Annotated in this window: 23 protein-coding genes and 2 pseudogenes; 12 read left to right on the top strand and 13 right to left on the bottom strand. The window is 60.6% G+C overall.

Annotation, left to right across the window (positions count from 1 at the left end; genetic code table 11):
• Nucleotides 1-48: 48 nt before the first annotated feature.
• The 3 genes from ABTV29_RS18000 (at nucleotide 49) to ABTV29_RS18010 (ending at nucleotide 2,577) form a co-directional block, all read left to right on the top strand.
• A complete protein-coding gene (locus ABTV29_RS18000) occupies nucleotides 49-486 on the top strand; it encodes a hypothetical protein (RefSeq protein ID WP_433765967.1) in 438 nt (145 codons plus the stop codon).
• 106 nt (nucleotides 487-592) lie between these two features.
• On the top strand, nucleotides 593-1,258 hold the full coding sequence (locus ABTV29_RS18005) for a response regulator (RefSeq protein WP_433765969.1): 666 nt from the start codon (nucleotides 593-595) through the stop codon (nucleotides 1,256-1,258).
• Complete coding sequence (locus ABTV29_RS18010) at nucleotides 1,234-2,577, top strand: ATP-binding protein (RefSeq protein WP_433765970.1); 1,344 nt, start codon at nucleotides 1,234-1,236, stop codon at nucleotides 2,575-2,577. The genes ABTV29_RS18005 and ABTV29_RS18010 overlap by 25 nt, the downstream gene beginning before the upstream one ends.
• Before the next feature lie 97 nt (nucleotides 2,578-2,674).
• On the opposite strand, the gene ABTV29_RS18015 is transcribed toward ABTV29_RS18010, so the two are convergent.
• Both ABTV29_RS18015 and ABTV29_RS18020 read right to left on the bottom strand, forming a co-directional pair.
• On the bottom strand, nucleotides 2,675-3,343 hold the full coding sequence (locus ABTV29_RS18015; RefSeq protein ID WP_433765971.1) for an ATPase: 669 nt from the start codon (nucleotides 3,341-3,343) through the stop codon (nucleotides 2,675-2,677).
• Nucleotides 3,344-3,451: 108 nt separating this feature from the next.
• On the bottom strand, nucleotides 3,452-3,874 hold the full coding sequence (locus tag ABTV29_RS18020; RefSeq protein ID WP_433765973.1) for an HD domain-containing protein: 423 nt from the start codon (nucleotides 3,872-3,874) through the stop codon (nucleotides 3,452-3,454).
• A 220-nt stretch (nucleotides 3,875-4,094) separates the two neighbouring features.
• On the opposite strand from ABTV29_RS18020, the gene ABTV29_RS18025 reads away from it, so the two are divergent.
• A complete protein-coding gene (locus ABTV29_RS18025) occupies nucleotides 4,095-4,331 on the top strand; it encodes a hypothetical protein (protein WP_433765974.1) in 237 nt (78 codons plus the stop codon).
• 194 nt (nucleotides 4,332-4,525) lie between these two features.
• A complete protein-coding gene (locus tag ABTV29_RS18030; protein ID WP_433765976.1) occupies nucleotides 4,526-5,263 on the top strand; it encodes a hypothetical protein in 738 nt (245 codons plus the stop codon).
• 37 nt (nucleotides 5,264-5,300) lie between these two features.
• Here the strand turns inward: ABTV29_RS18030 and ABTV29_RS18035 are convergent, their stop codons facing one another.
• Nucleotides 5,301-6,104: a hypothetical protein gene (locus tag ABTV29_RS18035; protein ID WP_433765977.1), complete on the bottom strand. Its 804-nt coding sequence runs from the start codon at nucleotides 6,102-6,104 to the stop codon at nucleotides 5,301-5,303.
• 349 nt (nucleotides 6,105-6,453) lie between these two features.
• Here ABTV29_RS18035 and ABTV29_RS18040 point away from each other — a divergent pair, with 349 nt between their 5' ends.
• Nucleotides 6,454-7,392: an AraC family transcriptional regulator gene (locus ABTV29_RS18040; RefSeq protein ID WP_433765979.1), complete on the top strand. Its 939-nt coding sequence runs from the start codon at nucleotides 6,454-6,456 to the stop codon at nucleotides 7,390-7,392.
• A gap of 39 nt (nucleotides 7,393-7,431) precedes the next feature.
• Here the strand turns inward: ABTV29_RS18040 and ABTV29_RS18045 are convergent, their stop codons facing one another.
• From ABTV29_RS18045 to ABTV29_RS18060, 4 genes and pseudogenes are all read right to left on the bottom strand, one after another.
• Nucleotides 7,432-9,351 (bottom strand): tyrosine-protein phosphatase, encoded by a 1,920-nt coding sequence (locus ABTV29_RS18045; protein WP_433765980.1) that lies wholly within the window; start codon nucleotides 9,349-9,351, stop codon nucleotides 7,432-7,434.
• 216 nt (nucleotides 9,352-9,567) lie between these two features.
• Nucleotides 9,568-9,720, bottom strand: a pseudogene (locus ABTV29_RS18050) (hypothetical protein); the annotation flags it as partial.
• A gap of 492 nt (nucleotides 9,721-10,212) precedes the next feature.
• Nucleotides 10,213-10,683 (bottom strand): anti-virulence regulator CigR family protein, encoded by a 471-nt coding sequence (locus ABTV29_RS18055; RefSeq protein WP_433765981.1) that lies wholly within the window; start codon nucleotides 10,681-10,683, stop codon nucleotides 10,213-10,215.
• Nucleotides 10,684-10,770: 87 nt separating this feature from the next.
• Nucleotides 10,771-10,960 (bottom strand): annotated as a pseudogene (locus ABTV29_RS18060) (nucleotidyltransferase family protein); the annotation flags it as partial.
• A gap of 366 nt (nucleotides 10,961-11,326) precedes the next feature.
• Between ABTV29_RS18060 and ABTV29_RS18065 the strand changes: the two are divergent.
• Nucleotides 11,327-12,235, top strand: a complete 909-nt coding sequence (locus tag ABTV29_RS18065) for an alpha/beta fold hydrolase (RefSeq protein ID WP_433765983.1) — start codon at nucleotides 11,327-11,329, stop codon at nucleotides 12,233-12,235.
• Between the two features lie 9 nt (nucleotides 12,236-12,244).
• Here ABTV29_RS18065 and ABTV29_RS18070 read toward each other — a convergent pair whose 3' ends face one another.
• The 5 genes from ABTV29_RS18070 to ABTV29_RS18090 all read right to left on the bottom strand — a co-directional run bounded on the left by ABTV29_RS18070 (nucleotide 12,245) and on the right by ABTV29_RS18090 (nucleotide 18,254).
• A complete protein-coding gene (locus tag ABTV29_RS18070; protein WP_433771925.1) occupies nucleotides 12,245-12,805 on the bottom strand; it encodes a nucleotidyltransferase family protein in 561 nt (186 codons plus the stop codon).
• 82 nt (nucleotides 12,806-12,887) lie between these two features.
• Nucleotides 12,888-13,436 carry a cupin domain-containing protein gene (locus ABTV29_RS18075; RefSeq protein WP_110962374.1) on the bottom strand — a complete coding sequence of 183 codons (549 nt, stop codon included), beginning with the start codon at nucleotides 13,434-13,436 and terminating at the stop codon, nucleotides 12,888-12,890.
• Nucleotides 13,437-13,849: 413 nt separating this feature from the next.
• Entirely contained in the window at nucleotides 13,850-15,127 is a 1,278-nt protein-coding gene (locus tag ABTV29_RS18080) for an NAD(P)/FAD-dependent oxidoreductase (RefSeq protein ID WP_433765985.1), read from the bottom strand.
• A 53-nt stretch (nucleotides 15,128-15,180) separates the two neighbouring features.
• Nucleotides 15,181-16,671: an aldehyde dehydrogenase gene (locus tag ABTV29_RS18085; RefSeq protein WP_433765987.1), complete on the bottom strand. Its 1,491-nt coding sequence runs from the start codon at nucleotides 16,669-16,671 to the stop codon at nucleotides 15,181-15,183.
• Nucleotides 16,672-16,877: 206 nt separating this feature from the next.
• Entirely contained in the window at nucleotides 16,878-18,254 is a 1,377-nt protein-coding gene (locus ABTV29_RS18090) for a glutamine synthetase family protein (protein WP_433765989.1), read from the bottom strand.
• 284 nt (nucleotides 18,255-18,538) lie between these two features.
• Between ABTV29_RS18090 and ABTV29_RS18095 the strand changes: the two genes are divergently transcribed.
• From ABTV29_RS18095 to ABTV29_RS18115, 5 genes are all read left to right on the top strand, one after another.
• The gene (locus tag ABTV29_RS18095; protein WP_433765991.1) at nucleotides 18,539-19,300 is read left to right on the top strand and encodes a gamma-glutamyl-gamma-aminobutyrate hydrolase family protein; all 762 of its coding nucleotides are present in this window, start codon (nucleotides 18,539-18,541) and stop codon (nucleotides 19,298-19,300) included.
• Between the two features lie 352 nt (nucleotides 19,301-19,652).
• Nucleotides 19,653-20,795: a polyamine ABC transporter ATP-binding protein gene (gene potA / locus ABTV29_RS18100; RefSeq protein WP_433765993.1), complete on the top strand. Its 1,143-nt coding sequence runs from the start codon at nucleotides 19,653-19,655 to the stop codon at nucleotides 20,793-20,795.
• A gap of 29 nt (nucleotides 20,796-20,824) precedes the next feature.
• Nucleotides 20,825-21,706 carry an ABC transporter permease subunit gene (locus tag ABTV29_RS18105; RefSeq protein WP_433771927.1) on the top strand — a complete coding sequence of 294 codons (882 nt, stop codon included), beginning with the start codon at nucleotides 20,825-20,827 and terminating at the stop codon, nucleotides 21,704-21,706.
• Nucleotides 21,703-22,587 (top strand): ABC transporter permease subunit, encoded by an 885-nt coding sequence (locus ABTV29_RS18110; RefSeq protein ID WP_433765995.1) that lies wholly within the window; start codon nucleotides 21,703-21,705, stop codon nucleotides 22,585-22,587. The genes ABTV29_RS18105 and ABTV29_RS18110 overlap by 4 nt, the downstream gene beginning before the upstream one ends.
• 152 nt (nucleotides 22,588-22,739) lie before the next feature.
• A complete protein-coding gene (locus tag ABTV29_RS18115) occupies nucleotides 22,740-23,837 on the top strand; it encodes a polyamine ABC transporter substrate-binding protein (protein ID WP_433765997.1) in 1,098 nt (365 codons plus the stop codon).
• 224 nt (nucleotides 23,838-24,061) lie between these two features.
• On the opposite strand, the gene thpR is transcribed toward ABTV29_RS18115, so the two are convergent.
• Nucleotides 24,062-24,601: an RNA 2',3'-cyclic phosphodiesterase gene (gene thpR, locus ABTV29_RS18120; RefSeq protein WP_433765999.1), complete on the bottom strand. Its 540-nt coding sequence runs from the start codon at nucleotides 24,599-24,601 to the stop codon at nucleotides 24,062-24,064.
• Nucleotides 24,602-24,723: the final 122 nt, after the last annotated feature.

Consider the following 24,723-nt stretch of genomic DNA (forward strand, 5'->3'; position numbering starts at 1 on the left):
ATCATTAGCTCTCGACTCAACAACTCTTCATTCAGGGAATCCATCGCCATGCGTTTCTTCCAGAACACTCTTCGCCACGTCGCCATCGTCACCTCCATCGCACTGCTGAGCATCGCGGCCGGCTGCTCCAAACCCGCCGACAAACCCAATGCTGCGGCGACCTCGGGCGGTGCCGCCAGCCAGAGCGTCGCGGGCTCGAAGCTGGGCGATCTGTCCGAGTTCCACAATATCGCCGTCGACGTCGCCGGCCTCGTCGACAAAAATGACTTGCCGGGCGCTAAAGCCCGGATCAAGGATCTGGAAACCTCCTGGGACGAAGCGGAAGCCGGCATCAAGCCCCGTGCCGCCAGCGACTGGCATGTGGTGGATAAAGCCATCGACCATGCCCTGTCCGCCCTGCGCAAAAGCAGCCCGGTCCAGGCCGACTGCAAGGCCGCCATGGATGATTTGCTGAAAGCCTTCGATTCGATGAAAGGCGCGGCATGACCCGATGACAGTGAAACGTTAGAACAAGCGACGCGTAAACTGTGGTGAGCTGCTCGTTCTTGAGAGAACAGCAATACTCACCACAGTTTTTTTGCCGGAGAAGGACATGCGGATACTGCTGGTCGAAGACGACCCGATGATCGGCGAAGCGCTAGAAGGTGCCCTCAAGGACGCGAGCTACGCCATCGACTGGGTCAAGAACGGCCTGCTGGCCCTGGCCGCCCTGCAGGCGCAGCACTATGACCTGGTGCTGCTGGACCTGGGCTTGCCCGGCAAGGACGGGCTGGAGGTACTCGAAAGTATTCGCGGTGCAAACAACCCCGTTCCCTTGCTCATCATCACCGCCCGGGACTCGCTCGACGACCGCCTGCGCGGGCTGGACGGGGGGGCCGACGATTACCTGCTCAAACCCTTCGAGACCGCCGAATTGCTGGCACGCATCCGCGCCGTGCTGCGTCGTCAAGGCGGCAGCGCGCTGTCGCGACTGGACAACGGCATCGTCGCGCTGGACCTGGTTTCCAAGGAAGCCAGCACCGAAGACAACCCTGGTGTTCTACTCTCCCACCGCGAGTTCGCCCTGCTGCAGGCCTTGTTGATCCGGCCGGGGGCGATTCTGTCGCGCAGCGAACTCGAAGACCGGCTCTATGGCTGGGGCAATGAAGTGGAAAGCAATGCGGTGGAGTTCCTGATTCACGGGCTGCGTCGCAAGCTGGGCAGCCATGTGATCAAGAACGTCAGGGGTATGGGATGGATGGTTTCAAAAAACGTCTAGGCGAGTCGGTCCAGCTCAGGCTGTCCGTGGCACTGTCGGCGGCGATCCTGATCGTCGCGGTGGTGGCAGGGGTTTTCGCCTACGTTTCGGCCTTCGATGAGGCCCACGACATGCAGGATGACACCTTGCGGCAAATGGCCGAGTTGTTCGATCGCCAACAGATGACCCTCAAGTACCCGGACAACGTCGTTGAAGAAGACGACGAATCACGGATCATCCTTCAGTACCTGGCCGATGGCAGCAAAGCGACCGGCAACGATGACGCCGGCACGCCACTGCCCTTCCCCACGACCCTGGCCGACGGTTTGTCCACCGTGCCCATTGCCGGCGAAGCCTTTCGCGTACTGGTCAAGACCACGGCTCAAGGGCAGCGCATTGCCGTCGCCCAGGAAACCGGCGCCCGCGACAAGGATGCCCGTGCCAGTGCACTGCGCAGCGTGCTGCCATTCCTGATTCTGCTGCCGGTGCTGCTGTTGGTGGTCAGCGATCTGGTGCGCAAACTGTTCCGTCCGATCGCCATGCTGTCCTCTGAAATCGACCTCCGCGACCAGCAGGAACTGCACCCCATCGACGAACATCACTTGCCAGTCGAGATCCGCCCGTTCGTGGTGGCCATTAACCGCCTGCTCGACCGCGTGGCCCGCTCCATGGAAAGCCAGCGCCGCTTCGTCGCCGATGCCGCCCACGAGCTGCGCTCACCGCTGACCGCCCTGTCCCTGCAAGCCGAGCGCCTGGCCGCCGCCGACATGTCCCCCACTGCCCGTGAGCGCCTGGTGCAACTGCGTCGCGGCATCGATCGCGGGCGCAACCTGATTGACCAGCTGCTGACCCTGGCCGGGGCGCAATCGGCGGCAAACCAGGCGGTATCGGCGGTCTCGGTGCTCGGTGTCTATCGTCGTGTCCTGGAGGATCTGCTGCCACTGGCGGAGATCAAGCAGCTGGATATTGGTGTGGATTCCGACGAAGACCTGCTGGTCTCAATCAGTGAAATGGACCTGACGGCCGTGGTGAAGAACCTGGTGGACAATGCGATCCGCTATACCCCGGCCCATGGACGGGTGGATCTGTCGGTGGTCAGGGACAAGGGGGAGGCGCTGCTGCAGATCAGGGACACCGGGCCGGGCATTGCCACGGGGGAACAGCTGCGGGTGTTCGACCCGTTCTATCGCAGCCTGGGCACGCAGGAGTCTGGCTCCGGGCTGGGGCTTTCGATCGTCAAGGCAATCGTCGAGCGCACTGGCGCGCGGGTGCAGTTGGACTTTAACGACGAGCAGGCACAGCGTGGGTTGTGTGTGTCGTTGTGGCTGAGATTGAGCTGATCTTGTGTAGGAGCTGTCGAGTGCAACGAAGCTGCGATCTTTCAACAGCAAAATCAAAAGATCGCAGCCTGCGGCAGCTCCTGCACGGGGAGCTGTGTCAGTTACTGGCAACGTGGTCGGCAGTCCGTCCGGTCACCAGCACTTTCAACGACGCATCGAACTGCTTCAGCGCATTGACCTGCAACTCGGTCTGCTGATTGATCTGCGCGGCAATCTGCGGCGCGGCCTTGCCATGCACCCACACCGAAGGCATCTGCTGCGACCGTGAGCCTTCGGCCTGGCCGATGTATTGCAGATTGGCGTCATAGAACTTGGCCATGAACCGCGCTTCGACCTGATTGTTGCGCTTGGACACCAGGCGGCTGTAGGTATCGAGCATCACCACCACATCCGGATGGGCCTGCACGGCTGCATCGAGGCTGTCGTAGACCGTCACCGAAGCGAACTCCTTCTGCAACGACCCCATCAGCCAGTTGATCGCCCGCTGCGGATCGGAGCTGTCGACGAAGGCCTTGCTGATTTGCTTGTCCATTTCAGGATTCTTCGCACCGTTCACCGCAACCGCGTGGTAGTTCTCGAGGTATTGCTGGGTATTGACGGTGTTTTCGCTGTAGAGCACCGCCACCGTTTTTGCCTGCTGCAAATTGGCGGCGCTGTCGGCGATAGGCAGGAAACGGCAAGACGGATCGGCCGCAACGGCCGGTGCGGTGGTGGCGAGACTGGCGCCAAACACGGCGACAAAAGCCAGCAGGGTCGAAATTCTCATCGCGCTGATTCCTTCAAAGGCGAGATCGGTATGACGTTATCTTCCTCTGATGACAGAAAAACAGAACTTGCTTTCTTTAATGATGGATATCGAGCAAATGAATGGTTGCTATGAGCGCAACACCCCCATCGCCCGCCGATACTTCTCGACCCGCTCCAAATCATCCCAACTCGGCTGGGCAATGCGCGACAGATCGCTGTTTTCCTCCAGGTCTGCCAGTTTCACCACCCGGCCAATCGGGTTCTGTGCCGCGCGGGCGATGAAGTCCTTGTAGGCTTCATCCGGCCGCCGGGTCAGGGAGTCGATGGCTGCCAGCACCGTTTCGCTGAAGCCTTCCTCGCGCAGTTCATCGAGGCTGATGTCGCAGTCCTCCACCACGTCGTGCAGCACGGCGACGATGCGTTCTTCCAGGCTGTCGACTTTGAGCATCACCCGCAGCGCGTGCAGGATGTACGGCGCGCCGCCCTTGTCGACCTGCCCGGTGTGGGCGCCGGCTGCGATGGCGATGGCATGTTCCAGTGTTTGAGTCATTGCGGTTCTCCCTGAACTTGAAACCGGGCGTGCAACCACCTTGATACGTCCCGGATACATCACGGCGTTGCGCTGTTTCCCGACTGTTACCTCAGCGCCGCGCTTGTCACTTCTGCGCCGTCGGGCAGCCCCCTAGAGTATGGCCGTCGGTGTGAATGCGGGGGCACCGGTTGTCGGCCCTGCTCCACGCCGATCCCATAACCACGGAAGAGGTGAAATCATGAGTTTCGTCAAAGTGGAAAAAAACCAGGCCAGCGCCCCGTCGGAAGCCGACATGAAAAAGGCCATGATCGAATCGGGTGGCGTACCGGGCGAGTGCACCGGCACCAACGCCGCACGGACCCTGAGCTACACCGGCCTGGTCAATCACACGGTGTACGAAAACAAGCTGATTGAGGTTGCCAAGGGCAAACGCAACAGTTGGAGCTTTGTCTGGGCCGACGCACAGGCCGCCTGAAAGTACAGCGGGGCGGCCTGAGGGTCGCCCCGCTGTTTTACCTGCTGATACGACCCCGTTACCCGCCTGTAACGCCAAGACACTTAGCCCCCCTGCCCCCCGCGCCTAGAGTGAAGCCCTCGATGAGCCGCCGGCTGAACGTCCGTCGCTCGTTGATTGATTCCTACACCACACCACCAGGGAAGAGGGACACCATGAGCAAATCAATTGCTGTCAGCCAAACCAGCCAGCAGCTTCACAATGATGTGCAAGACGCCGTCAAATCGATCATGGGTGCAACACAACTGAAGTCGTCGGACTACGGCAAGGTACTGAGGGCCGCCGTGGCCGCCTCGCAGAAGACCGTCACCATCGAGATCGCTCCGGGCGATCTGACCCTGCTCAAGAAGTCCGGCTACAAACTGTGCTTTGCCAAGAAAGTCGGCGATGCCGACTACAACGTGGTCTGGCAGTCCTACGTCGATTTCCTCAGCAATAACGAATTCAGCTGGACACCGATGTATCAGATGTTCGCTTCCAACCTGTTCAAGGCCAACGTGCAAGTCAAAGTCTCGACCAACGTCGTCAACATCGGCCTGGGGCAAACCTCGACGCTCGATGAGCACGGCCTGTTGAGCTCGGCGGTGACAGGAGGTCCCGATGTGTCCATGACCTTCAAGAACAACTACGCCCCCATTCATCCGGGCATCAACCAGCTGTCCACCGGCATCGATGGCAACCAGGTCAGCACGCCGATCTATGTTGCGGTGGACCAGGTGGTGACCGGTGAAACCGTGCTGACGCCTGTCGAAACCATCCTCGTGTGGTTCGAACAGAACGTACAGACGAGCACCATGTTCAGTACCTCACGCTCCAAGGCGATCGAAATCGACCTGACGTTCGATAACACCGCAGGTCGCCTTTATGAAGGCGGTCAGTGGAAAACCGTGTAACCGCTGCATCGGGGCAACCTCGCGGTTGCCCCTTCCTTCATTCGTCGAGCACCCCGCGGGCGAAGTAGCCCGACAGTGACTGGCAGATCGAGGACGCCAGGTCCTCCTGGGTCGCAATGCCGTAAGGCTGATTGCGATCGAACTGCGCCGACCAGCGAATCCGCCCCTGCGCCACATCCACCAGGCGCAACGACGCCCGCACGCGCGCCGGCTCGACCCGCACGCTACCCTCCAGGCAAAAGTTGTAACGCCCGCCGCGCCCGATTTCCGGGACTTTGACGCTGGTGCGCGGTACGCGCATCAACACATGACCGGCCCCGGCCTGCGCCTGTTCGAACGACTCGAACAGGCGGCAACTCAGCTCCTCGCACAGACCACGGGCAAAGTCATCCCCCTCGCGGGTGAGGCAGGTAAACGGCTGGATCTGCAAAATCGGACAGCGCACGCCAAGGCCCTTGGGCCGCAGCCGCTGATACGCCAGGCGATAACAACCGGGCGGGATACTCAAGCGCACCGGGTCTTGCTGGCCGTTGCTGGCGTAATGCGCCGCGAGCTTGCGCCGCAGTCGCCCTACCTGCACCCGCACCACCGGGTCGTCGCCGGTGCAATACACCGCCGGATCGCGACGAAACACCGCGATGCCGATGGCGTGCTCGGTAAGAGGAATGTTTGAAGCTTGCAGGTCATGCTCGACCAGAAAACGCAACAGACTGCCCATTCGCCGGGACTTGGCAAACTGGGGACTGGCCAGCAACGACGCCAGTACCCGTTCCACCTCTTGTTGATCGAGCGGGTCGGGATGCCCGTCCGCACTCGACCCGGCCATGTGATTGATCACCATCGCCTGCCTCCGTGCAGGTTATCGACAGGAAGGGAGGTCGTACTCCGTGATTACCAACACAACGCAAGCCCGGTCGGGGTCGTGCGCTGCAACGTCCAAGCGTAGCAGCCATGGGGAGATCGGCTGGCAATCGCACTGATAGCAACCTGACATCCGACAAACGTTGAAATGAGCGTTTGCTCGTCGACGGCAGTCACGAGCCTGTCACTACTCGCTGATAACGTCCGGGGGTTTGCCCCGAAACATTCTCTTGCAAATGCCCTGCAGAGTAATCCGCCAACCGTTCAAGGTGACACTTCAGGTGTACTCAAGCCCGACTCGCAAGCCCTTCATCCTCAGGTCCGACGACATGAGCAGCGACGACTTTGGCGCGCTGTTCTCGAAGATGTTCGGCAACCGTTATTCCGACTCGCCCCCCATCCCCCGCCACATCATCATCGGCGGCGTCTACGGCAGGCACGAAGGTGTGAGTTTTCGGCGCATGCATTACCGGGGCGACTTCACGGTGGAATTTCCCGATCCCTTTGACGAGATCACCTTTGTCATCCCCACCGCCGGCAAGATCATCTTCAACCACGCCACCGAGTCGGTGGGCTTTAGCCAGGTGGGCCTGGCCATCGACAAGGTCGATATCCGCTCGATGCGCTTCATCGATGATCATGCGCAGCACGGCCTCTCGATCAGCCGGGCGCTGCTCACCGAGCGCCTGTCTGCGCTGCTGGGCAAGCCGATCCTGCACAAGCTGTGCTTCGAACCCGTGGTGGATTTGAAGGCGTCGGCGTTCCAGGGCATCCGGGCGCTGGTGGACCTGGCCACGGGCAACGAGTTCGACCTGCTGCTCAATGCAGGCTCGCTGATGCCCTCGCGCCTGAGGGAAATGCTGGTGGATGCGGTACTGGAGAGCTGGCCGCACAATTTCACCGAGGCCCTGCGTCAACCGGCTCCGCTGATCGCGCCACGCCACGTGAAGCTGGCGGTGGAATACATTCAGGATCATCCCGAGAACCTGGTCAGCGGCACCGACCTGGCCCGCTTGACCAACGTCAGCCTGCGTGCGTTGCAGGACGGTTTTCAGCGCTTCATCGGCACTTCGATCGTGGCCTACCAGCGGCAAGTGCGCCTGGAGCGTGCCTATGCAGCGCTGGCCCGCAACGCCGCACCCTCGGTGACCGACGTGGCCGTGCAGTTGGGCTTCAGCAACGTCGGGCGTTTTTGCCAGTATTTCCAGAAAGCCTATGGCGTCAGCCCGGCGGATGTCAGGAAGGGTCTGCGAACCGCCCAGTCGTGATGACGGGCCCAAGCCGCAGCCCGGGCCCTGAACGAGCGGTCAGAACAGATAGCTGGCCTTGAGACTGCCGTAACTGCCGTGGCTGTCGCCGCCACCGGCGGCACCCACTTCAGCCCCCACACTCAATGCCCCCAGACTGGCCATGATGTTGACGCCGCCGGTGAACTGGTCGCGGTTGTCAAAGGCTGCTCGCTGCTCGACATCCAGGCCCAGCAGATGGCCTTGGCTGTCCACTTCGTGATCGCCCAACACGTGCTCGTAACCCACCTGCACACCCGGCACCAGTTGCCAGGCGCCCATGCCGATGGCCGCAAATGACGCGTTGAGGTTGGCCACGGCACTGTGGCGGGTCTCATGGATGCCGTCGACATCGAGGGCCAGCTCGCTGCCCTTCTCCTGGAAACCCGACAGATCCAGGTGGCTGACACGCACGCCGAGGCTTGGCTCCAGGGTCACGGTGCTGACCGGCACACGATAGCCCAGCGCCAGGGTCAACCCCGAAAGCGTGCCATGGCTATCGCCCTTGGCCGTGCCCAGGCCACCGCCGAGCTCGCGCTTGCTCTCGTAGTCCAGATAGCCGGCGCTGGCGTCGGCATCGACAAACAGCCCGCGTTCCAGACCATTGGGTGCGAAGCGTGCGCCGACGCTGAAAAAAGTCAGGTCGGTATCCGCCTCGCCACCCGCCCCGCCGACGTTGCCACGGCTGTAACCGAAACCGCCATGGGCGCTGAGCTGCTCGGAGAAGCGCTGGGTGATGCCGACCATCATCCCCTGGCTGTGCTCGTTACTGCTGGAGGCCTGGGATGAACCGTCGGTGCCCAGGTAGCCGGCCAGCGCGGTGCTCCACAGGCGATATTGGCCGACCTTCAGGTCCGTGCCGCTGGCGTAGGGTGCCGCGGCCTGCTCGATCAAGGCGTTCTGGCGCAGCAGGTAGCTGGCAGCGTCGGCATGCACTTGCCCGCCGACGGTGGACTCCACACCCGCGAGTGTGCCGGCGTCGATTGCCGATTGCAGGTAGTAGTTGTAGGCACTGTAGGTGCCCGACAGGCCGGTGTTCTGCAACTGTTGCAGCAACTGCGCACCGGCCGCGGCGTTACCCAGCAGGCCCGCCTGCCCCGGCAGGCTGTTGTACTCGACCATCTTGCCGCGCAGCACATAGATGGTTTCCTGGGACAGCCCCAGCCCTTGCTTGAGGTAGTTGTCCATGGTGCCGTACTGCGCCGTCACCTGGTCCAGGCCAGCCTGCAGGTAACTGGCATCCACCCCGATCATCGGCGCATAGATGGCCGCCATCGCCGGTGGCATTGCCGCCAGGGTCGCCTTGATGCGGGCGGCGGTGTAGTCGTTGGTGGCCAGGTAGTTGCTCATGATGGTGGCGTCATCAACGCCGGCGATGCTTTGCAACACCGCGGCGGTCCAGCCGGTGCGGTCCTTGCCGGCGGTGCAATGGAACAGCGCGGCACCGTCGACTCCGGCCAGTTCGTTGAACAACACACCCAACTGGCCACGCATCCCCGCATCACTGACAAACGCGCGGTTGGTTTCCTGCATCAGCGCGATGGCGTTGGCGGCGCTGGTGATCGAGACCGTGGTGATGTTCGAACCGGACGTGGTGCTGCCGATGATGTCGATGTTGCTGTAGGTGGCACCTGTCAGCAGTGTATCGGGTGTGGCGGCGATTTCCGCGGGGGTGCGCAAATCGAAAATCGCCTTGATGCCCAGGCCGTTCAAGGTGGCCAGGTCCGCCGGCGACGGGGTCAGCGCATTGGAACGGTAAAACACTCCAGCGCGCATGGTGCCGTCATGGGCCGTGGTGTAGGCGGTGGTGATGCCGGCGATATCCCGGAAATTGTCGATGCTCCTGAGCCTCGGGGTATCGAGGAGCACAGGCTCGGCGGCCTGGGCGGCAGCGATGGACAGGCTTAGAACGGACAGCGAACACAGAAGACGTTGGAACACGAGACAGCCTCATTCAAAACACATTGGGCTGCCTACTATCTGTATCGAAACGCTTGCGAACATGACAAATTCCGCAAAAACGCAAATCACAGCGCGATCTGTCCGCGCCATTCGCGTTCTGTCCGTGGAGCGGGCCTTTGCGCGAATCCCGAGACGAAAAAAAACCGCATCGCTGCGGTTTTTTTGGGGCTCAAGCTTGTCGCTTCAGGCATTCACTCAATGAGACTTGTGCGAACCCGTCATTCCGGTCTTGCTCAGGCCCTTGGTGTTGTGATCGCCTGGCGTAGTGGCCGAGATAGCCCGGGCCTTGCTGATGCCGCGGGTGTCCTTGGAATGGGCGATGCCGGAAGTCGCGACGCCATGACCATTGTCATCGTTGCGCTCGCTGCCGAAGTGGTTTCCGCTTGCCCCGTGATTGCGGGTCGCCTTGCCGGCATGATCGGCGGCCAGTCCCTTGCCGTGGCCATTGCTGGACGTGTTGCCGGCGTGATCCGAACCGCTACGACCGCCGCCAACACCAGCGCCATGACCGCCACCGTTGCCACCGCCGTTTCCGCCGCCGTGACCACCGCCATTACCGCCGCCGCCACCGCCACCGCCACCGCCACCGCCGTGACCACCGCCACCTTCCTTCGCAGCTGCTGAACCAATGACTGAAAAATCAGCAGGCAGTAGTGGAGCTGCGGCCAGCATCAACGCGCAGGACATGACAGCGACGAGACTCTTGTTTTTTAAAAGCATGATGGCTTCCGTAGGGGGTTGATATCGCGAGCTGTAAGACGCGCGCCCCGCCGGACAGTTCAACTTTGTCGACGGGCGGAAGGGGTCTCCCGCCCTCTTGCCAACACTCCCGCAGATCCACTAATCGAACGCACCATTGAGCACTTCATAGATGAGCCCGGTTGCCAGCGCCACCAGGATCAAATCCGTGCCCACTTGCTGCCATTCATAACCGTCATAGTGAGGCAACTGGCCAATCAATCGGCCGTCGAGCTTTTTCGCGATCCCTGGAGGAAGCGGCTTGCCGCGCGCGAGGTTTTTCTGAATTCCGGGTGGCAAGGCAGGGCCCGGGCTCCAGTAATCCCGATAGCCATCGACAATCCCCAGAACGCTGGTGCGATTGATACTCGGGCCGTTATGCCAATCGCCCTCCCCGGACTTTTTGCCTTTGCCACCATGACCGCCCTGGTTGCCATGATCCTGGGAATGCGCCGAATTGCCCTTGGCGTTGCCCTGACCCTTGCCATTGCCGGGGTCAGCCAATGCTGTCACAGAGCCACAAACCAGCGCGAGGCAGGTAACCGCGGTCGTCATCGAGCGAAAAATGGACATTAGTCATTCCTTCGTCTGGGGGGTCTTAATGAAATATAGCTGTCGTGAAAAGACTGGCCCTGGCATGACCATCACCAGCGGCTGAGATCAAATGTTGGCGTAAACAATCTTCAGCCAAGGCCAGCGTGCCTGATAACTCTTGGCCTTCAGTTCGAACAGATCCGGTTGCAATATCCTGCCCGATACAGGTCCGCGCCACCAGATAGCGATCAACCCCCTCTCTGGAGGATTGAAGCGCCGGGTACGCTTTGCCAAAGCGCTGGCCGTACCATCGATGCGATAAAGGTGGCCTGGGCAAGGCAGCAAGCACGGGCGGTTTGAATGAACTTAACTATTGAATTCTGACACTGCCCTTTAAACAGCAGGGCAAATTCAACAGAGATTGATTTAATTATCACCGAAGGAAACGAGTATTCAAAAAACCACTTCGTGCGTTTTTTTGCGCAGTAAAATCGTTTATCAATATGCCCTGCAAACCGTCTACGCTCACCCTATCGAAGTCCCACTCCCACCAAGCAGCTCGCCGGTTTGAGCGCAGCCGTTTGCGGTGAATGGGCCATCGCGATTCTGTGCATCTCACGTCGGTGCCTGCCGTCAAGTGATGCATTCCAGTTCGACCACTATTTAATCTGGAAACATCGCAATGATTCGCATACTGCTAACCGCCTTCACACTGCTCGCCCTGAACCTCCCGGCAAACGCCGCAGTAACGCCATATCCGGAGTCATTCCGCATTCAGGACATTCCCGTCGACGGCGTCACGATGCACGTCCGCGTCGGCGGAAAAGGCCCAGCCGTGGTGCTTCTGCATGGCTTCGGCGACACCGGCGATATGTGGGCGGCGCTGGCGACTGATCTGGCGCGGGACCACACCGTCGTGGTGCCGGACTTGCGTGGCATGGGTTTGTCGTCGATTCCCGAGGGCGGTTACGACAAGAAGACCCAGGCCGGTGATATTCGTGGGGTGTTGGCGGTATTGAAGATCGACCATTCAGTGGTCATTGGCCACGACATCGGTACCATGGTCGCCTTCGCCTACGCCTCGCGCTATCCCGAGCGTACCGATCGCCTGGTGGTGATGGACGCGCCGGTGCCAGGTGTCACGCCGTGGAGCGAGATCGTGCGTTCGCCGATGTTGTGGCACTTCGATTTTGGCGGACCGGATATGGAGCGGCTGGTGGCCAGCCGCGAGCGGATTTATCTGGATCGGTTCTGGAACGAGTTTGCGGGCGATCCAGCCAAAGTCGATGAAGAGATTCGCCAGCACTACGCCAAGCTCTATGCCCGCCCCGGCAACATGCACGCAGCATTCGCCCAGTTCCGCAGCATTCGTCAGGATGCGGTGGACAATGAGGCCTCGATGAAAACGAAGTTGACCATGCCGGTGCTGGCGATCGGCGGGGAAAAATCCTTCGGGGCCAATGAAGCGATCGTGATGCGCAATGCGGCGGACAAGGTCACGGAAGTGGTGATTCCTGGCGCCGGGCATTGGTTGATGGAGGAAGCGCCGGAGCCGACCATTGCGGCGATTCGCGGGTTTATGGTGCCGTGACCGCCACACTCATGTCGCCAGCATTTTGAGCCAAGGCCAGCGTGATTGATAACTCTTCGCTTTCTGCTCAAACAGATCCGGTTGCGGATTCTTCGGGTTGATCCGCAGTATCCCCTGCTCCGTATCTTCCAAACCGTTTGGCGCATAGAGCTCGCCAGTTGCAACATCCAGCCCGATACAGGTGCCTGCCACCAGATAGCGATCAACCCCGTCTCTGGAAGACTGAAGCACCGGGTACGCTTTGCCAAAGCGCTGGCCGTACCAAAGGTGCACACGCGCCTGATTCTTGATTTCAATATTGACGCCCAGATCCTCGAACAGCGATTGAGCTGACTGGATCACCTCGTTCTCGGCTTCCCAGGACAGGTCTGTGTCGAAATAGAAAACGTCGTAATCCTTGATGCCCCAGTCCACCGGATGATCAGACTGGTGGTTCCACACGGCCTGGAACAGGCAGCCGGCGGTGAGCATGCATTGGTTCAGGCGCAGTGAAGGCATGCGGGAGGCGATTGTCGCGTTGACTGGATTGGTCATGGCGATGCTGACCAGTTTTTCGGCAGTCAATGTCATCTTCATTCCTTGAAAAGCATTGGCAATCTGGAGCGGGCGCTGCAGGAGCTGCACTACACAGCTCCCCGCAAAAGGCGTGTTATCAGAAGTTCGCCGGGGTGTTGGCGCTGATGATCTCGGCCTCGTCCTGGCCGACATTTCGGAAGCGGTGCGGCAAGGTGGTCGGGAAATAGTAGCCATCCCCCGCCCCCAGAATGCTGACCTGGCCATCCACGGTGAGCTCCACCGTACCCCGCGTGACCAACCCGCACTCCTCGCCTTCGGCGTGCACGATCGGCTCTTCCCCGGAGCTGGCGCCGGGCGCGTACTGCTCGCGCAGCAGGCGCATCTGGCGGCTCGGGATGGAGGCACCGATCAGCAGCAGGCGCAGGCCGTGGCGGCCCAGGTCAGGCTGTTCGTTGGCGCGGAAGACGTATTGGTGTTCGCGCGGTGGCTGGTCGAAAGTGAAGAAGTCCGCCAGGGACATGGGAATGCCTTCGAGCAGTTTCTTCAAGGAACTGACCGAGGGACTGACGCGATTCTGCTCGATCAGCGAGATGGTGGCATTGGTGACGCCGCTACGCCGGGCCAGCTCGCGCTGGGACAGTTTGTAGCTTTCGCGTACTAATTTGAGTCGTGAGCCCGTATCCATGACAGCCTTATGTGCCAACCCGTAGGAATGAGCTTGCTCGCGATTTGGATCTGACCTTCAACATTGATGTTGGCTGGACCTACGCTATCGCGAGCAAGCTCGCTCCTACAGTGATAATGGAAGGGTGGAGAGCAGGCGCGGATCACGCCGTTTTCCGGTCCCGGAAACGTGAAAGGCGGCTATTAAATCACGTTTGTCGGTGTTGCAAAGCAGCTTCGATAAACGGCAGAAAAAAAGACCTTGTGGGAGCGGGCTTGCCCGCGAAGGCGGAGTGCCAGAAGACATAAATACTGTCTGGTCTGGCGCTATCGCGGGCAAGCCCGCTCCCACAGGTCAGTCAGTGTTCATGCAGACACTGACAGGCATTAAAAAGCCGGCGACGGCCTTGGGGGCCACCGCCGGCGAGGTAACGCTTAGATCCCGAACCGATCGCGCAACGAGTAGTACGCAGCGCCCATGGCGGTGAGCGGCGCCGAGAACGTACGGCCGCCGAGCATCGGCATGTGTGGCAGGGAGGCGAAGGCGTCGAAGCGCTCGGCGTCGCCGCGGATCACTTCCGAGATCAGTTTGCCGGCCAGGTGCGAGCACGTGACGCCGTGGCCGCTGTAGCCCTGCATGTAGTAGGCGTTCTTCTCGATACGGCCGAATTGCGGCATGCGCGACATGGTCAGCAGGAAGTTGCCGGTCCAGCTGTAGTCGATCTTCACGTCCTTCAATTGCGGGAAGGTCTTGAGGATTTTCGGGCGGATCAGTTGCTCGATGTCATTCGGCTCGCGGGCGCCGTAGACCACGCCACCGCCGTACAGCAGACGGTTGTCGGCGGTCAGGCGGAAGTAGTCCAGCAGGTAGTTGCAGTCTTCGACGCAGTAGTTGTTGGTGATCAGGCTCTTGGCCTGTTTCTCGGTCAACGGCTCGGTGACGACGATCTGCGAACCGCACGGCATGCTTTTGCTGGTGACGCGATTATCCAGGCCTTGCGGCAGGTAGGCGTTACCGGCGATCAGCAGGTACTTGGCCCGCACCACACCCTTGGCGGTGCGCACGGTGTTCGGCTCGCCGTAGGTGATTTCCACCGCCGCCGATTGCTCGAAAATCTTCCCGCCCAGGCCGATGATCGCCGAGGCTTCGCCCAGCGCCAGGTTCAGCGGGTGAATGTGCCCACCCTGCATGTCCAGCAGGCCGCCGACGTAGTTGTCGCAACCCACTTCGCGCTTGATGTCCGATTCGCTGAGCAAGGTCAGGTTCTTGTTGCCGTAGCGTTCCCAGGTTTTCTTTTGCTCGGCCAGGCCCTTGAACTGCTTCTTGTTCAACGCAGCGAAGATGCCGCCCGGACGGTAGTCGCACTGGATGTCGTAGTGCTGTATGCGCTGGCGAATGATGTCGGCGCCTTCGAAGATCATGCTGCCGAGCACTTCAGCGGTCTTGTCGCCATAACGCGATTCGATCACATCGACGTCGCGGCTATAGGAGTTGACCAGTTGACCGCCGTTGCGACCGCTGGCGCCGAAGCCGACCTTGGCCGCTTCGAGCACGGTGACGCTGTAGCCCGCTTCGGCGAGGAACAGCGCCGAGGACAGGCCGGTATAGCCAGCGCCGATCACGCAGACGTCGCATTCCACCAGTTCTTCGAGCACCGGGAAATCGCCGGTGAAGTTACGGGTGGCGGCATAGTAGCTGTTTACATGTTTCATAAGATTCTCCGATGGCCGCCGGGTTTTACCTGCGGCCGCCGCTTTTATTGTTGTTAGAGCTTGATCCAGGTCGCCTTGAGCTCGGTGTACTTGTCGAACGCGTGCAGCGATTTGTCCCGACCGTTACCCGACTGCTTGAACCCGCCAAACGGCGCGGTCATGTCGCCGCCGTCGTACTGGTTGACCCACACGCTGCCGGCGCGCAGGCCACGGGCGAAGGTGTGGGCCTTGCTCAGGTTGCTGGTCCACACGCCCGCGGCCAGGCCGAAGATGCTGTCGTTGGCGATCTGCAGGGCTTCTTCAGCGGTGTCGAAGGTGATCAGCGACAGCACCGGGCCGAAAATTTCTTCGCGGGCGATGGTCATGGCGTTGGTCACGCCGTCGAAAATCGCCGGCTCCACGTACAGGCCACCGGTGTCTTCCAGGGTGCGCTGGCCGCCGGCAATCAGCTCGGCGCCTTGCTCGCGACCGATGTCGATGTAGCGCAGCACGTTGTCCAGCTGACGCTGGTCGACGACCGCGCCGACGGTGGTTTCAGGATCCAGGGCATGCCCCGGTTTCCAGGCTTGCAGCGCTTCCACCAGCAGCGGGATGAACTGATCGCGGATCGAACGCTCCACCAACAGGCGCGAGCCGGCGGTGCAGACTTCGCCCTGGTTGAAGGCGATGCCGCTGGCCGCCGCCTGAGCTGCCACGCGCAGGTCCGGCGCGTCGGCGAACACCACGTGCGGGCTCTTGCCGCCGGCTTCCAGCCAGACGCGTTTCATGTTGCTTTGCCCGGCGTAGATCATCAGTTGCTTGGCAATCGCAGTGGAGCCGGTGAAGGCCAGCACGTCGACGTCCATGTGCAGCGCCAGTGCCTTGCCGACGGTGTGACCGTAGCCCGGCAAGACGTTGAACACGCCTTTGGGAATGCCTGCCTCCAGCGCCAGCTGCGCGATGCGAATCGCGGTCAGCGGCGACTTTTCCGAAGGCTTGAGGATGAACGAGTTGCCCGCTGCCAGCGCCGGTGCGAATTTCCAGCTGGCCATGATCAGCGGGAAGTTCCACGGCACGATGGCCGCGACCACACCAGCCGGTTCGCGGGTCACCAGGCCGAGTTGATCGTGAGGCGTGGCGGCGACTTCATCGTAGATCTTGTCGATGGCTTCGGCGGTCCAGCGGATCGCATTTGTGGTCGCCGGAATATCGACGTTCATCGAGTCGCTGATGGGCTTGCCCATGTCCAGGGTTTCCAGCAGCGCCAGTTCTTCCCGGTTGGCCAGGATCAGATCGGCAAAGCGGATCAGGGTGCGCTTGCGCTCGACCGGAGCCAGCTTGGCCCAGACACCGGATTCAAAGGTACGGCGAGCCACCGCGACCGCGGCGTTGGCATCGGCTTCGTCGGTGCTGGCGACATTGGCCAGGAAGCGACCGTCCACGGGGCTGACGCATTCAAACGTGGCACCGCTGGCAGCCGCGCAATATTGACCGTCGATGAAGGCACGGCTTTCGATGGTGAGGGACTGGAAGCGTTGTTCCCAGTCGCTGCGGGTGATTGTCATGGTAGTGACTCGACGCAGGGAAAAAGATGAATGCCAGAGTGGTGGCAATCAGTAATTGCTTGCTGAGATCCCTGTGGGAGCGGGCTTGCCCGCGATAGCGGCGGATCAGTCACCATCAATGCTGGAGGTGATGGCCCAATCGCGGGCAAGCCCGCTCCCACAGGGATGGATGGCGTACACAGGTTTTGTGTACGCCTCCAACACCGTTAAACGGTATGCAAGTACCAGTTGTACTCAAGGTCCGAGATGGAGTTTTCGAACTCGGCCAGTTCGCTTTCCTTGCACGCCACGAACACGTCGATGTACATCGGGTCGATGTACTTGGCCATGACTTCGCTGTCGTCCAAAACGCGCAGTGCATCGCGCAGGTTGTTCGGCAGGCTCTGTTCGTTCTGCTCGTAGCTGTTGCCTTCGACCGGGGCTGGCGGCTCGATCTTGTTGGTCAGGCCGTGGTGCACGCCGGCCAGGACCGAAGCCATCAACAGGTACGGGTTGGCGTCGGCACCGGCGACACGGTGTTCGATGCGCACGGCGTCCGGCGAACCGGTCGGTACGCGCACTGCCACGGTGCGGTTGTCGATACCCCAGCTCGGCGAATTCGGCACGTAGAACTGTGCGCCGAAACGACGGTACGAGTTGACGTTCGGGCACAGGAAGGCCATCTGCGCGGGCAGGGTCTCGAGCACACCGCCGATCGCGTGACGCAGCGCGGCGTTCTGCTCGGGATCCTCGCTGGCAAAGATGTTGTTGCCTTCCTTGTCGAGAATCGAGATGTGGACGTGCAGACCGTTGCCCGCCTGGCCTGGGTACGGCTTGGCCATGAAGGTGGTGTCCATCTCGTGGTCGTAGGCGATGTTCTTCACCAGACGCTTGAGCAGGACCGCGTAGTCGCAAGCCTTGATCGGATCGGCCACGTGATGCAGGTTGACTTCGAACTGCGCCGGGGCGCTTTCCTTGACGATGGCGTCAGCCGGGATGCCCTGCTCTTTCGCGCCTTCGAGGATGTCTTGCAGGCAGTCGACGTATTCGTCCAGGTCATCGATCAGGTACACCTGAGTCGACATCGGGCGCTTGCCGGATACCGGCGAACGTGGCGATTGCGGACGACCGTTCACGTTGTCCTGGTCGATCAGGTAGAACTCCAGCTCGAACGCGGCGCAGATGGTCAGGCCCAGATCGTCGAATTTACGCACGATATTGGCCAGTACCTCACGCGGGTCGGCGAAGAACGGCTCGCCTTCCAGTTCGTGCATGGTCATCAACAGTTGCGCGGTCGGGCGCTTCTGCCAAGGCTCGATGCTCAGGGTGCCCGGGATTGGGTAGCAGATACGGTCGGAGTCGCCGATGTCCAGGCCCAGGCCGGTGCTTTCCACCGTGGAACCGTTGATGTCCAGGGCAAACAGGGACGCCGGCAGGTTGATGCCTTTCTCGTAAACCTTATGAAGACTGGTGCGCTCGATGCGCTTGCCGCGCACCACACCGTTCATATCCGCAATCAGAAGGTCGACGTACAAAACCTCAGGATGTTTCTTAAGGAATGCGTTTGCTTCGTTGAGTTGAACGGCACGCAGAGGGACCGACATGATGCACCTATTTTTTACTGTTAATTATTATGTTCACCGCCCTTTCACGAAGCCAGTCAATCCGAAAGGCCAAGTGATGTCAATAGTTAACACCTAGCCACTCAGCGTTTATTTTTGGGCCTCTCAGAGGCACTGATGTACCAATATTATTGCCAAACGTGCGTAAAGACTGGGGATCAGACGAGCGACGTTTAGAATTTTTGACATTAGAGTTGTTAATTAAAATCAACGAGGCTAAGCTCCGGAAAAGCTCGTCCAAGTGTCAAACTTCGAGGTGAATAAAAATGGCATTCAAGCCATTGATCGGCGTTACTGCGTGCGTCAAACAGATTGGCCTGCACCCCTACCACGTCAGCGGCGACAAGTACTTGCGTGCTGTCAGCGTTGCGGCGCTGGGGCTGCCCGTCGTCATTCCTTCCCTGGCCGAACTGACCGAAATCGATGATCTGCTACCGCAGCTCGACGGTCTGTTGCTGACCGGCTCGCCATCGAATGTGGAACCTTTCCACTATCAAGGCCCCGACAGCGCTCCCGGCACCGAACATGATCCCCAGCGGGATCGCACCACCCTTCCCCTGATTCGCGCGGCCATTGCCGCTGGCGTTCCGGTGCTCGGCATCTGCCGTGGATTTCAGGAGATGAACGTGGCGTTCGGCGGCAGCCTGCATCAGAAGGTGCATGAACTCCCCGGCTTCCTCGATCACCGTGAAGCCAACCATCCTGACCTGGCCGTGCAATACGCACCGGCCCATGCGGTCACCGTGCAGGCGGGCGGCGTGTTCCAGGCGCTGGATCTGCCACCGGTGTTCCAGGTCAACTCGATTCACAGTCAGGGCATCGACCGACTCGCTACCGGCCTGCGCGCCGAAGCTGTCGCACCCGATGGCCTGATCGAGGCGGTCTCGGTCGAGCACAGCAAGGCGTTTGCCCTCGGTGTGCAATGGCACCCGGAATGGCAGGTGCTGGACAACCCGCCTTACCTGAGCATTTTCCAGGCGTTCGGCCAAGCGTGCCGACAACGGGCGGCGCTGCGCAACTCGCGCTGACTTAAAGCACTGAGAATCCATTTACTGCCCCCGTGAGTCAGTCGGGCGTGCCTTCGCGCGCCCGTCCTTCACGACAACAACACACTGCAATAACAACAAGTACCGCAGCCAGGAAGGCGGCACCGAATAAACCCGAACGGATCGGAAACGCTATTCCCTGTAGGAGCGAGCCTGCTCGCGATGGATGTCCGGACAACGCGGGCATTCAGGCTGCCAGCGTCATCGTTGGCGCCCATCGCGAGCATGCTCGCTCCTACAGAAGAGCAGCGTCGACCGGAAAGCTCCGGGTTTGCAATCAACTATTAAGTCGGGCCGTGTTGGCCCGGCGACTGAAATCTGTTGGGAGTTTCACATGGCAAACGCCTCCAGCACCTACAGGAAGGCCCTCGAAGGTCACCAGGCTCCGAAAAAGGTCTTGGTGAAAGTCGATCGCGTCACCAAGAAATTCGACGAAACCACCGCCGTGGACGATGTGTCCCTGGAAATCCACCAGGGCGAAATCTTCGCCCTGCTAGGCGGTTCCGGTTCCGGTAAATCGACGCTGCTGCGCATGCTCGCCGGCTTCGAGCGCCCGACCGAAGGCCGGATTCTGCTTGATGGCGTGGACATCACCGACATGCCGCCCTACGAGCGGCCGATCAACATGATGTTCCAGTCCTATGCCCTGTTCCCGCACATGACCGTGGCGCAGAACATCGCCTTCGGCCTCAAGCAGGACCGTTTGCCCGCTGCCGAAATCGACGCCCGCGTGCAGGAGATGCTGCGTCTGGTGCACATGACCCAGTACGCCAAGCGCAAACCCCATCAGTTGTCCGGCGGCCAGCGTCAGCGCGTGGCCCTGGCCCGCTCCCTGGCCAAGCGTCCGAAACTGCTGCTGCTCGACGAGCCGATGGGCGCACTGGATAAAAAGCTGCGTTCGCAAATGCAACTGGAGCTGGTGGAGATCATCGAGCGCGTTGGCGTGACCTGCGTGATGGTGACCCACGACCAGGAAGAGGCCATGACCATGGCCCAGCGCATCGCCATCATGCACCTGGGCTGGATCGCCCAGATCGGCAGCCCGGTCGACATTTATGAAGCACCGGTCAGCCGCATGGTCTGCGAGTTCATCGGCAACGTGAACGCCTTCGACGGCACCGTGGTCGAGGATCTGGAAGGCCACGCGATCATTCACAGCCCGGACCTGGAGCAGAAGATCTACGTCGGCCACGGCGTCAGCACCTCGGTGCAGGACAAGTCGATCACCTACGCGATCCGCCCGGAAAAACTGCTGGTCAGCACCACCAAGCCCGACACCCGCTACAACTGGTCCAGCGGCAAGGTGCATGACATCGCCTACCTGGGCGGGCATTCGGTGTTCTACGTCGAACTGCCTGGCGGCAAAGTCGTGCAGTCGTTCATGGCCAACGCCGAACGCCGTGGCGCGCGACCGACCTGGGACGATCAGGTCTACGTGTGGTGGGAAGACGACAGCGGCGTGGTACTGCGCGCATGAAAACCTTCAATCAGCAATTCCTGCGCCTGGTGCCCAGCGGCCGCAAGGTCGTGATCGGTATTCCATTTTTGTGGTTGTGCCTGTTCTTCATGCTGCCGTTTTTCCTGGTGATGAAGATCAGCTTCTCGGAAGCTGCCCTGGCCATTCCGCCCTACTCGGAGATCTACACCTACGCCGAGCAGAAATTCAATCTGCTGCTCAACATCGGCAACTACACCCTGCTGGGTGAAGACGAGCTGTATCTCTCGGCCTACCTGGGTTCATTGAAGGTCGCATTCTTCAGCACCCTGATGTGCCTGGTGATCGGTTTCCCGATGGCCTATGCCATTACCAAGGCGAGCAAGGAAGCGCAAAACGTCTTGATGCTGTTGATCATGATGCCGACCTGGACCGCGATCCTGATCCGCGTTTACGCGTGGATGGGCATCCTCAGCAACAACGGCCTGCTCAATGGCTTCCTGCTGTGGACCGGGCTGATCGATCATCCGATCGAGATCCTCAACACCAACACCGCCGTCTATATCGGTGTGGTGTATGCGTACCTGCCGTTCATGGTCCTGCCGCTGTACGCCAACCTGGTCAAACACGACCAGAGCTTGCTGGAAGCTGCGTCGGACCTGGGTTCGAGCACCTTCAACAGCTTCTGGAAAATCACCGTGCCACTGGCCAAGAACGGCATCATCGCCGGCTGCATGCTGGTGTTCATCCCGGTGGTCGGCGAGTTCGTGATTCCAGAATTGCTGGGCGGTCCCGAGACGCTGATGATCGGTCGCGTGCTGTGGCAAGAGTTCTTCAATAACCGCGACTGGCCGGTGGCGTCCGCCCTGGCTGTGGTCATGCTGTTGATCCTGATTGTGCCGATCATCCTGTTCAACCGCAGTCAGGCCAAAGAGATGGAGGCACGGGGATGAAACGTTTCGGTTTCTCAAAAATGATGCTGTGGCTGGGCCTGTCGTTTATCTACCTGCCGATGCTGATTCTGGTGATCTACTCGTTCAACGCCTCCAAGCTGGTGACGGTGTGGGGTGGCTGGTCGTTCAAGTGGTACGCCGGCCTGCTCGACAACGCACAGCTGATGGGCTCGGTGGTGCGCTCGCTGGAAATCGCCTGCTACACCGCGATTGCCGCTGTGGCGCTGGGCACCCTGGCCGCGTTCGTGCTGACCCGGGTGACACGCTTCAAGGGTCGCACGCTGTTCGGTGGCCTGGTCACCGCGCCGCTGGTGATGCCTGAGGTGATCACCGGTCTGTCGCTGTTGCTGCTGTTCGTGGCCATGGCTCAACTGATCGGCTGGCCGATGGAACGCGGCATCGTGACGATCTGGATCGCTCACACCACGTTTTGTGCCGCTTACGTTGCAGTGGTAGTCTCCGCCCGCCTTCGCGAGCTGGACCTGTCCATCGAAGAAGCGGCCATGGACCTGGGTGCCAAGCCGTTCAAGGTGTTTTTCCTGATCACCATCCCGATGATCGCGCCGTCACTGGCAGCGGGCGGCATGATGTCGTTCGCCCTGTCGCTGGATGACCTGGTGCTGGCCAGCTTCGTGTCGGGCCCGGGTTCCACGACCCTGCCGATGGAAGTGTTCTCGGCGGTGCGCCTGGGCGTGAAGCCCGAGATCAACGCCGTGGCCAGCCTGATTCTGCTGGCGGTGTCGATCGTGACCTTCATGGTCTGGTACTTCAGCCGCCGCGCCGAAGCCAGCCGTAAACGGGCGATTCAGGAAGCGATGGAGCAGACGGCGAGCGAATCCTGGCAACAACCGAAAAAACCAATGGTCGGAGCAACGGCCTAGCACCACCCCCTGTAGGAGCGAGCCTGCTCGCGATGGACGTAAACGATGACGCGGGCTAGCTGAATTAACGCGTCGTCATTAGGTTTTTCGCGAGCAGGCTCGCTCCCACAGGAAGTGTGATTTTGAATAAGAAAAGAAATGGAGTTGTACCGATGAAAATGTTTGGCAGGACTCTGCTGACACTGTCCTTAATGGGCGCGATGGCAACCGGCGCCCAAGCCAATGACAAGGTACTGCGCGTCTACAACTGGTCGGATTACATTGCCCCGGATACCGTCAAGAAGTTCGAAGACGAGACCGGGATCCAGGTGACCTACGATGTGTTCGACAGTAACGAAACCCTCGAAGCACGCCTGCTGGCGGGCAAATCCGGCTACGACATCGTCGTGCCGTCCAACAGTTTCCTGGCCAAGCAGGTCAAGGCCGGTGTCTACCAGACGCTGGACAAATCGAAGCTGACGAACTGGAAAAACCTCAATCCGGTGCTGCTGAAAAACGCCTCGGCCAGCGACCCGGACAACGCTCACGCCTTCCCGTACATGTGGGGCTCGATCGGCATTGGTTTCAACCCGGCCAAGGTCAAGGAAGTGCTCGGCGCCAATGCCCCGACCAACTCCTGGGACTTGTTGTTCAAGCCGGAGAACGCCGAAAAGCTCAAAGCCTGCGGCATCAGTTTCCTCGACTCGCCGACCGAGATGATCCCGGCCGCCCTGCACTACCTGGGCTACCCGGTGAACGATCAGGACAAGGCGCATATCGCCGAAGCCGAAGCACTGTTCATGAAGATTCGTCCGTCGGTGTCGTACTTCCACTCCTCGAAGTACATCTCGGACCTGGCCAACGGCAACATCTGCGTGGCCGTGGGTTACTCCGGCGACGTGCTGCAGGCCAAGGCCCGCGCCCAGGAAGCCGGGGACACGGTAAAGATCGACTACAGCATTCCGAAGGAAGGCGCCGGCAGTTTCTACGACATGGTCGCCATCCCCCGCGATGCCGCCAACGTCGAGAACGCCTACCTGTTCATGAACTTCCTGATGCGCCCGGACATCATCGCCGAGATCACCAACAACATCGGCTACAGCAACGCCAACGCGGCCGCCACGCCATTGGTGGATGAAGCGATTCGCAGCGATCCGGGTTCGTACCCGTCGCAGGAAGTGATGGCGACCCTGTATGCGATTCCGGATATGCCGATTGGTGTGCAGCGGGTCATGACCCGGGGTTGGACCAAGGTGAAGCTGGGCAAATAATTCACTGGAAACAACTGCTGAAACTGACACCGCTATCGCGAGCAGGCTCGCTCCTACAGTTGAAATGCATTCCCCTGTGGGAGCGAGCCTGCTCGCGATGAGGCCGGAAGATTCAATACAAATTTCAGATCTGTCTTTTTCTCTTCATGCAGCGCCTTACCACCGCTGCATTGCTCACCTGGCTCCTCGGTTAAGGTGAAGTTTGGCGCCCTCGGGCGCCTTTTTTATTGCGTGCGCAACGGCCATTCGGCCAGTGCCCGATAGCGGCCCTTGTGGGACTCGAACAGGGTGAAGCGATCGGCGCGCAGGAAGAACTCCGGTGCCACGGACGACTCCGGTACGAGCGCGCGATAGTCCCGGGCCAGGGTCAGGTGCGGGCGAAATTCCTTCGATGTTTCTTCCAGGCCGAACGGCAGGAGCGCCTGCTCCAGGTCATACACCAGGCGCAACAAGGCTGGCGGCGCCTGCTCCGGGGCCAGTACCAGCACCCCTGCCCTGCGCCAGACATCCAGCCGATCCAGCACCACGGTCAAACGCTCGGCCGAGCTGCGCACAGACGCGACAGCCTCACCGATCGCAGCGATCTGCGCGGTATCGACCGAGCCCAGGAACTTCAGGGTCAGATGAAAGTTCTCCGCCGGCACCGGACGCCCGCTGCGCAGTTGCAGGGCGCTGCGCCATTGGGCGATGGCCTTGCGTTGCGCAGGCGCGCAGTCCAGCGCGAAAAACAGCCGTTTGAACGGTTCACGGGATTCGTCATTCATGACGGGGCTTTCCTCAAGGGCTTTGTTGCGACAATCCCCTGAGTGTACAACCCCACAATTCCCTGCTGGCCGTTTCTGGCGCCTGCCGACATGCGCGTTATAGTTGATGCAAGCCAATTATC

It is taken from the genome of Pseudomonas putida (genome assembly GCF_050989985.1).
GTDB lineage: Bacteria > Pseudomonadota > Gammaproteobacteria > Pseudomonadales > Pseudomonadaceae > Aquipseudomonas > Aquipseudomonas putida_AI.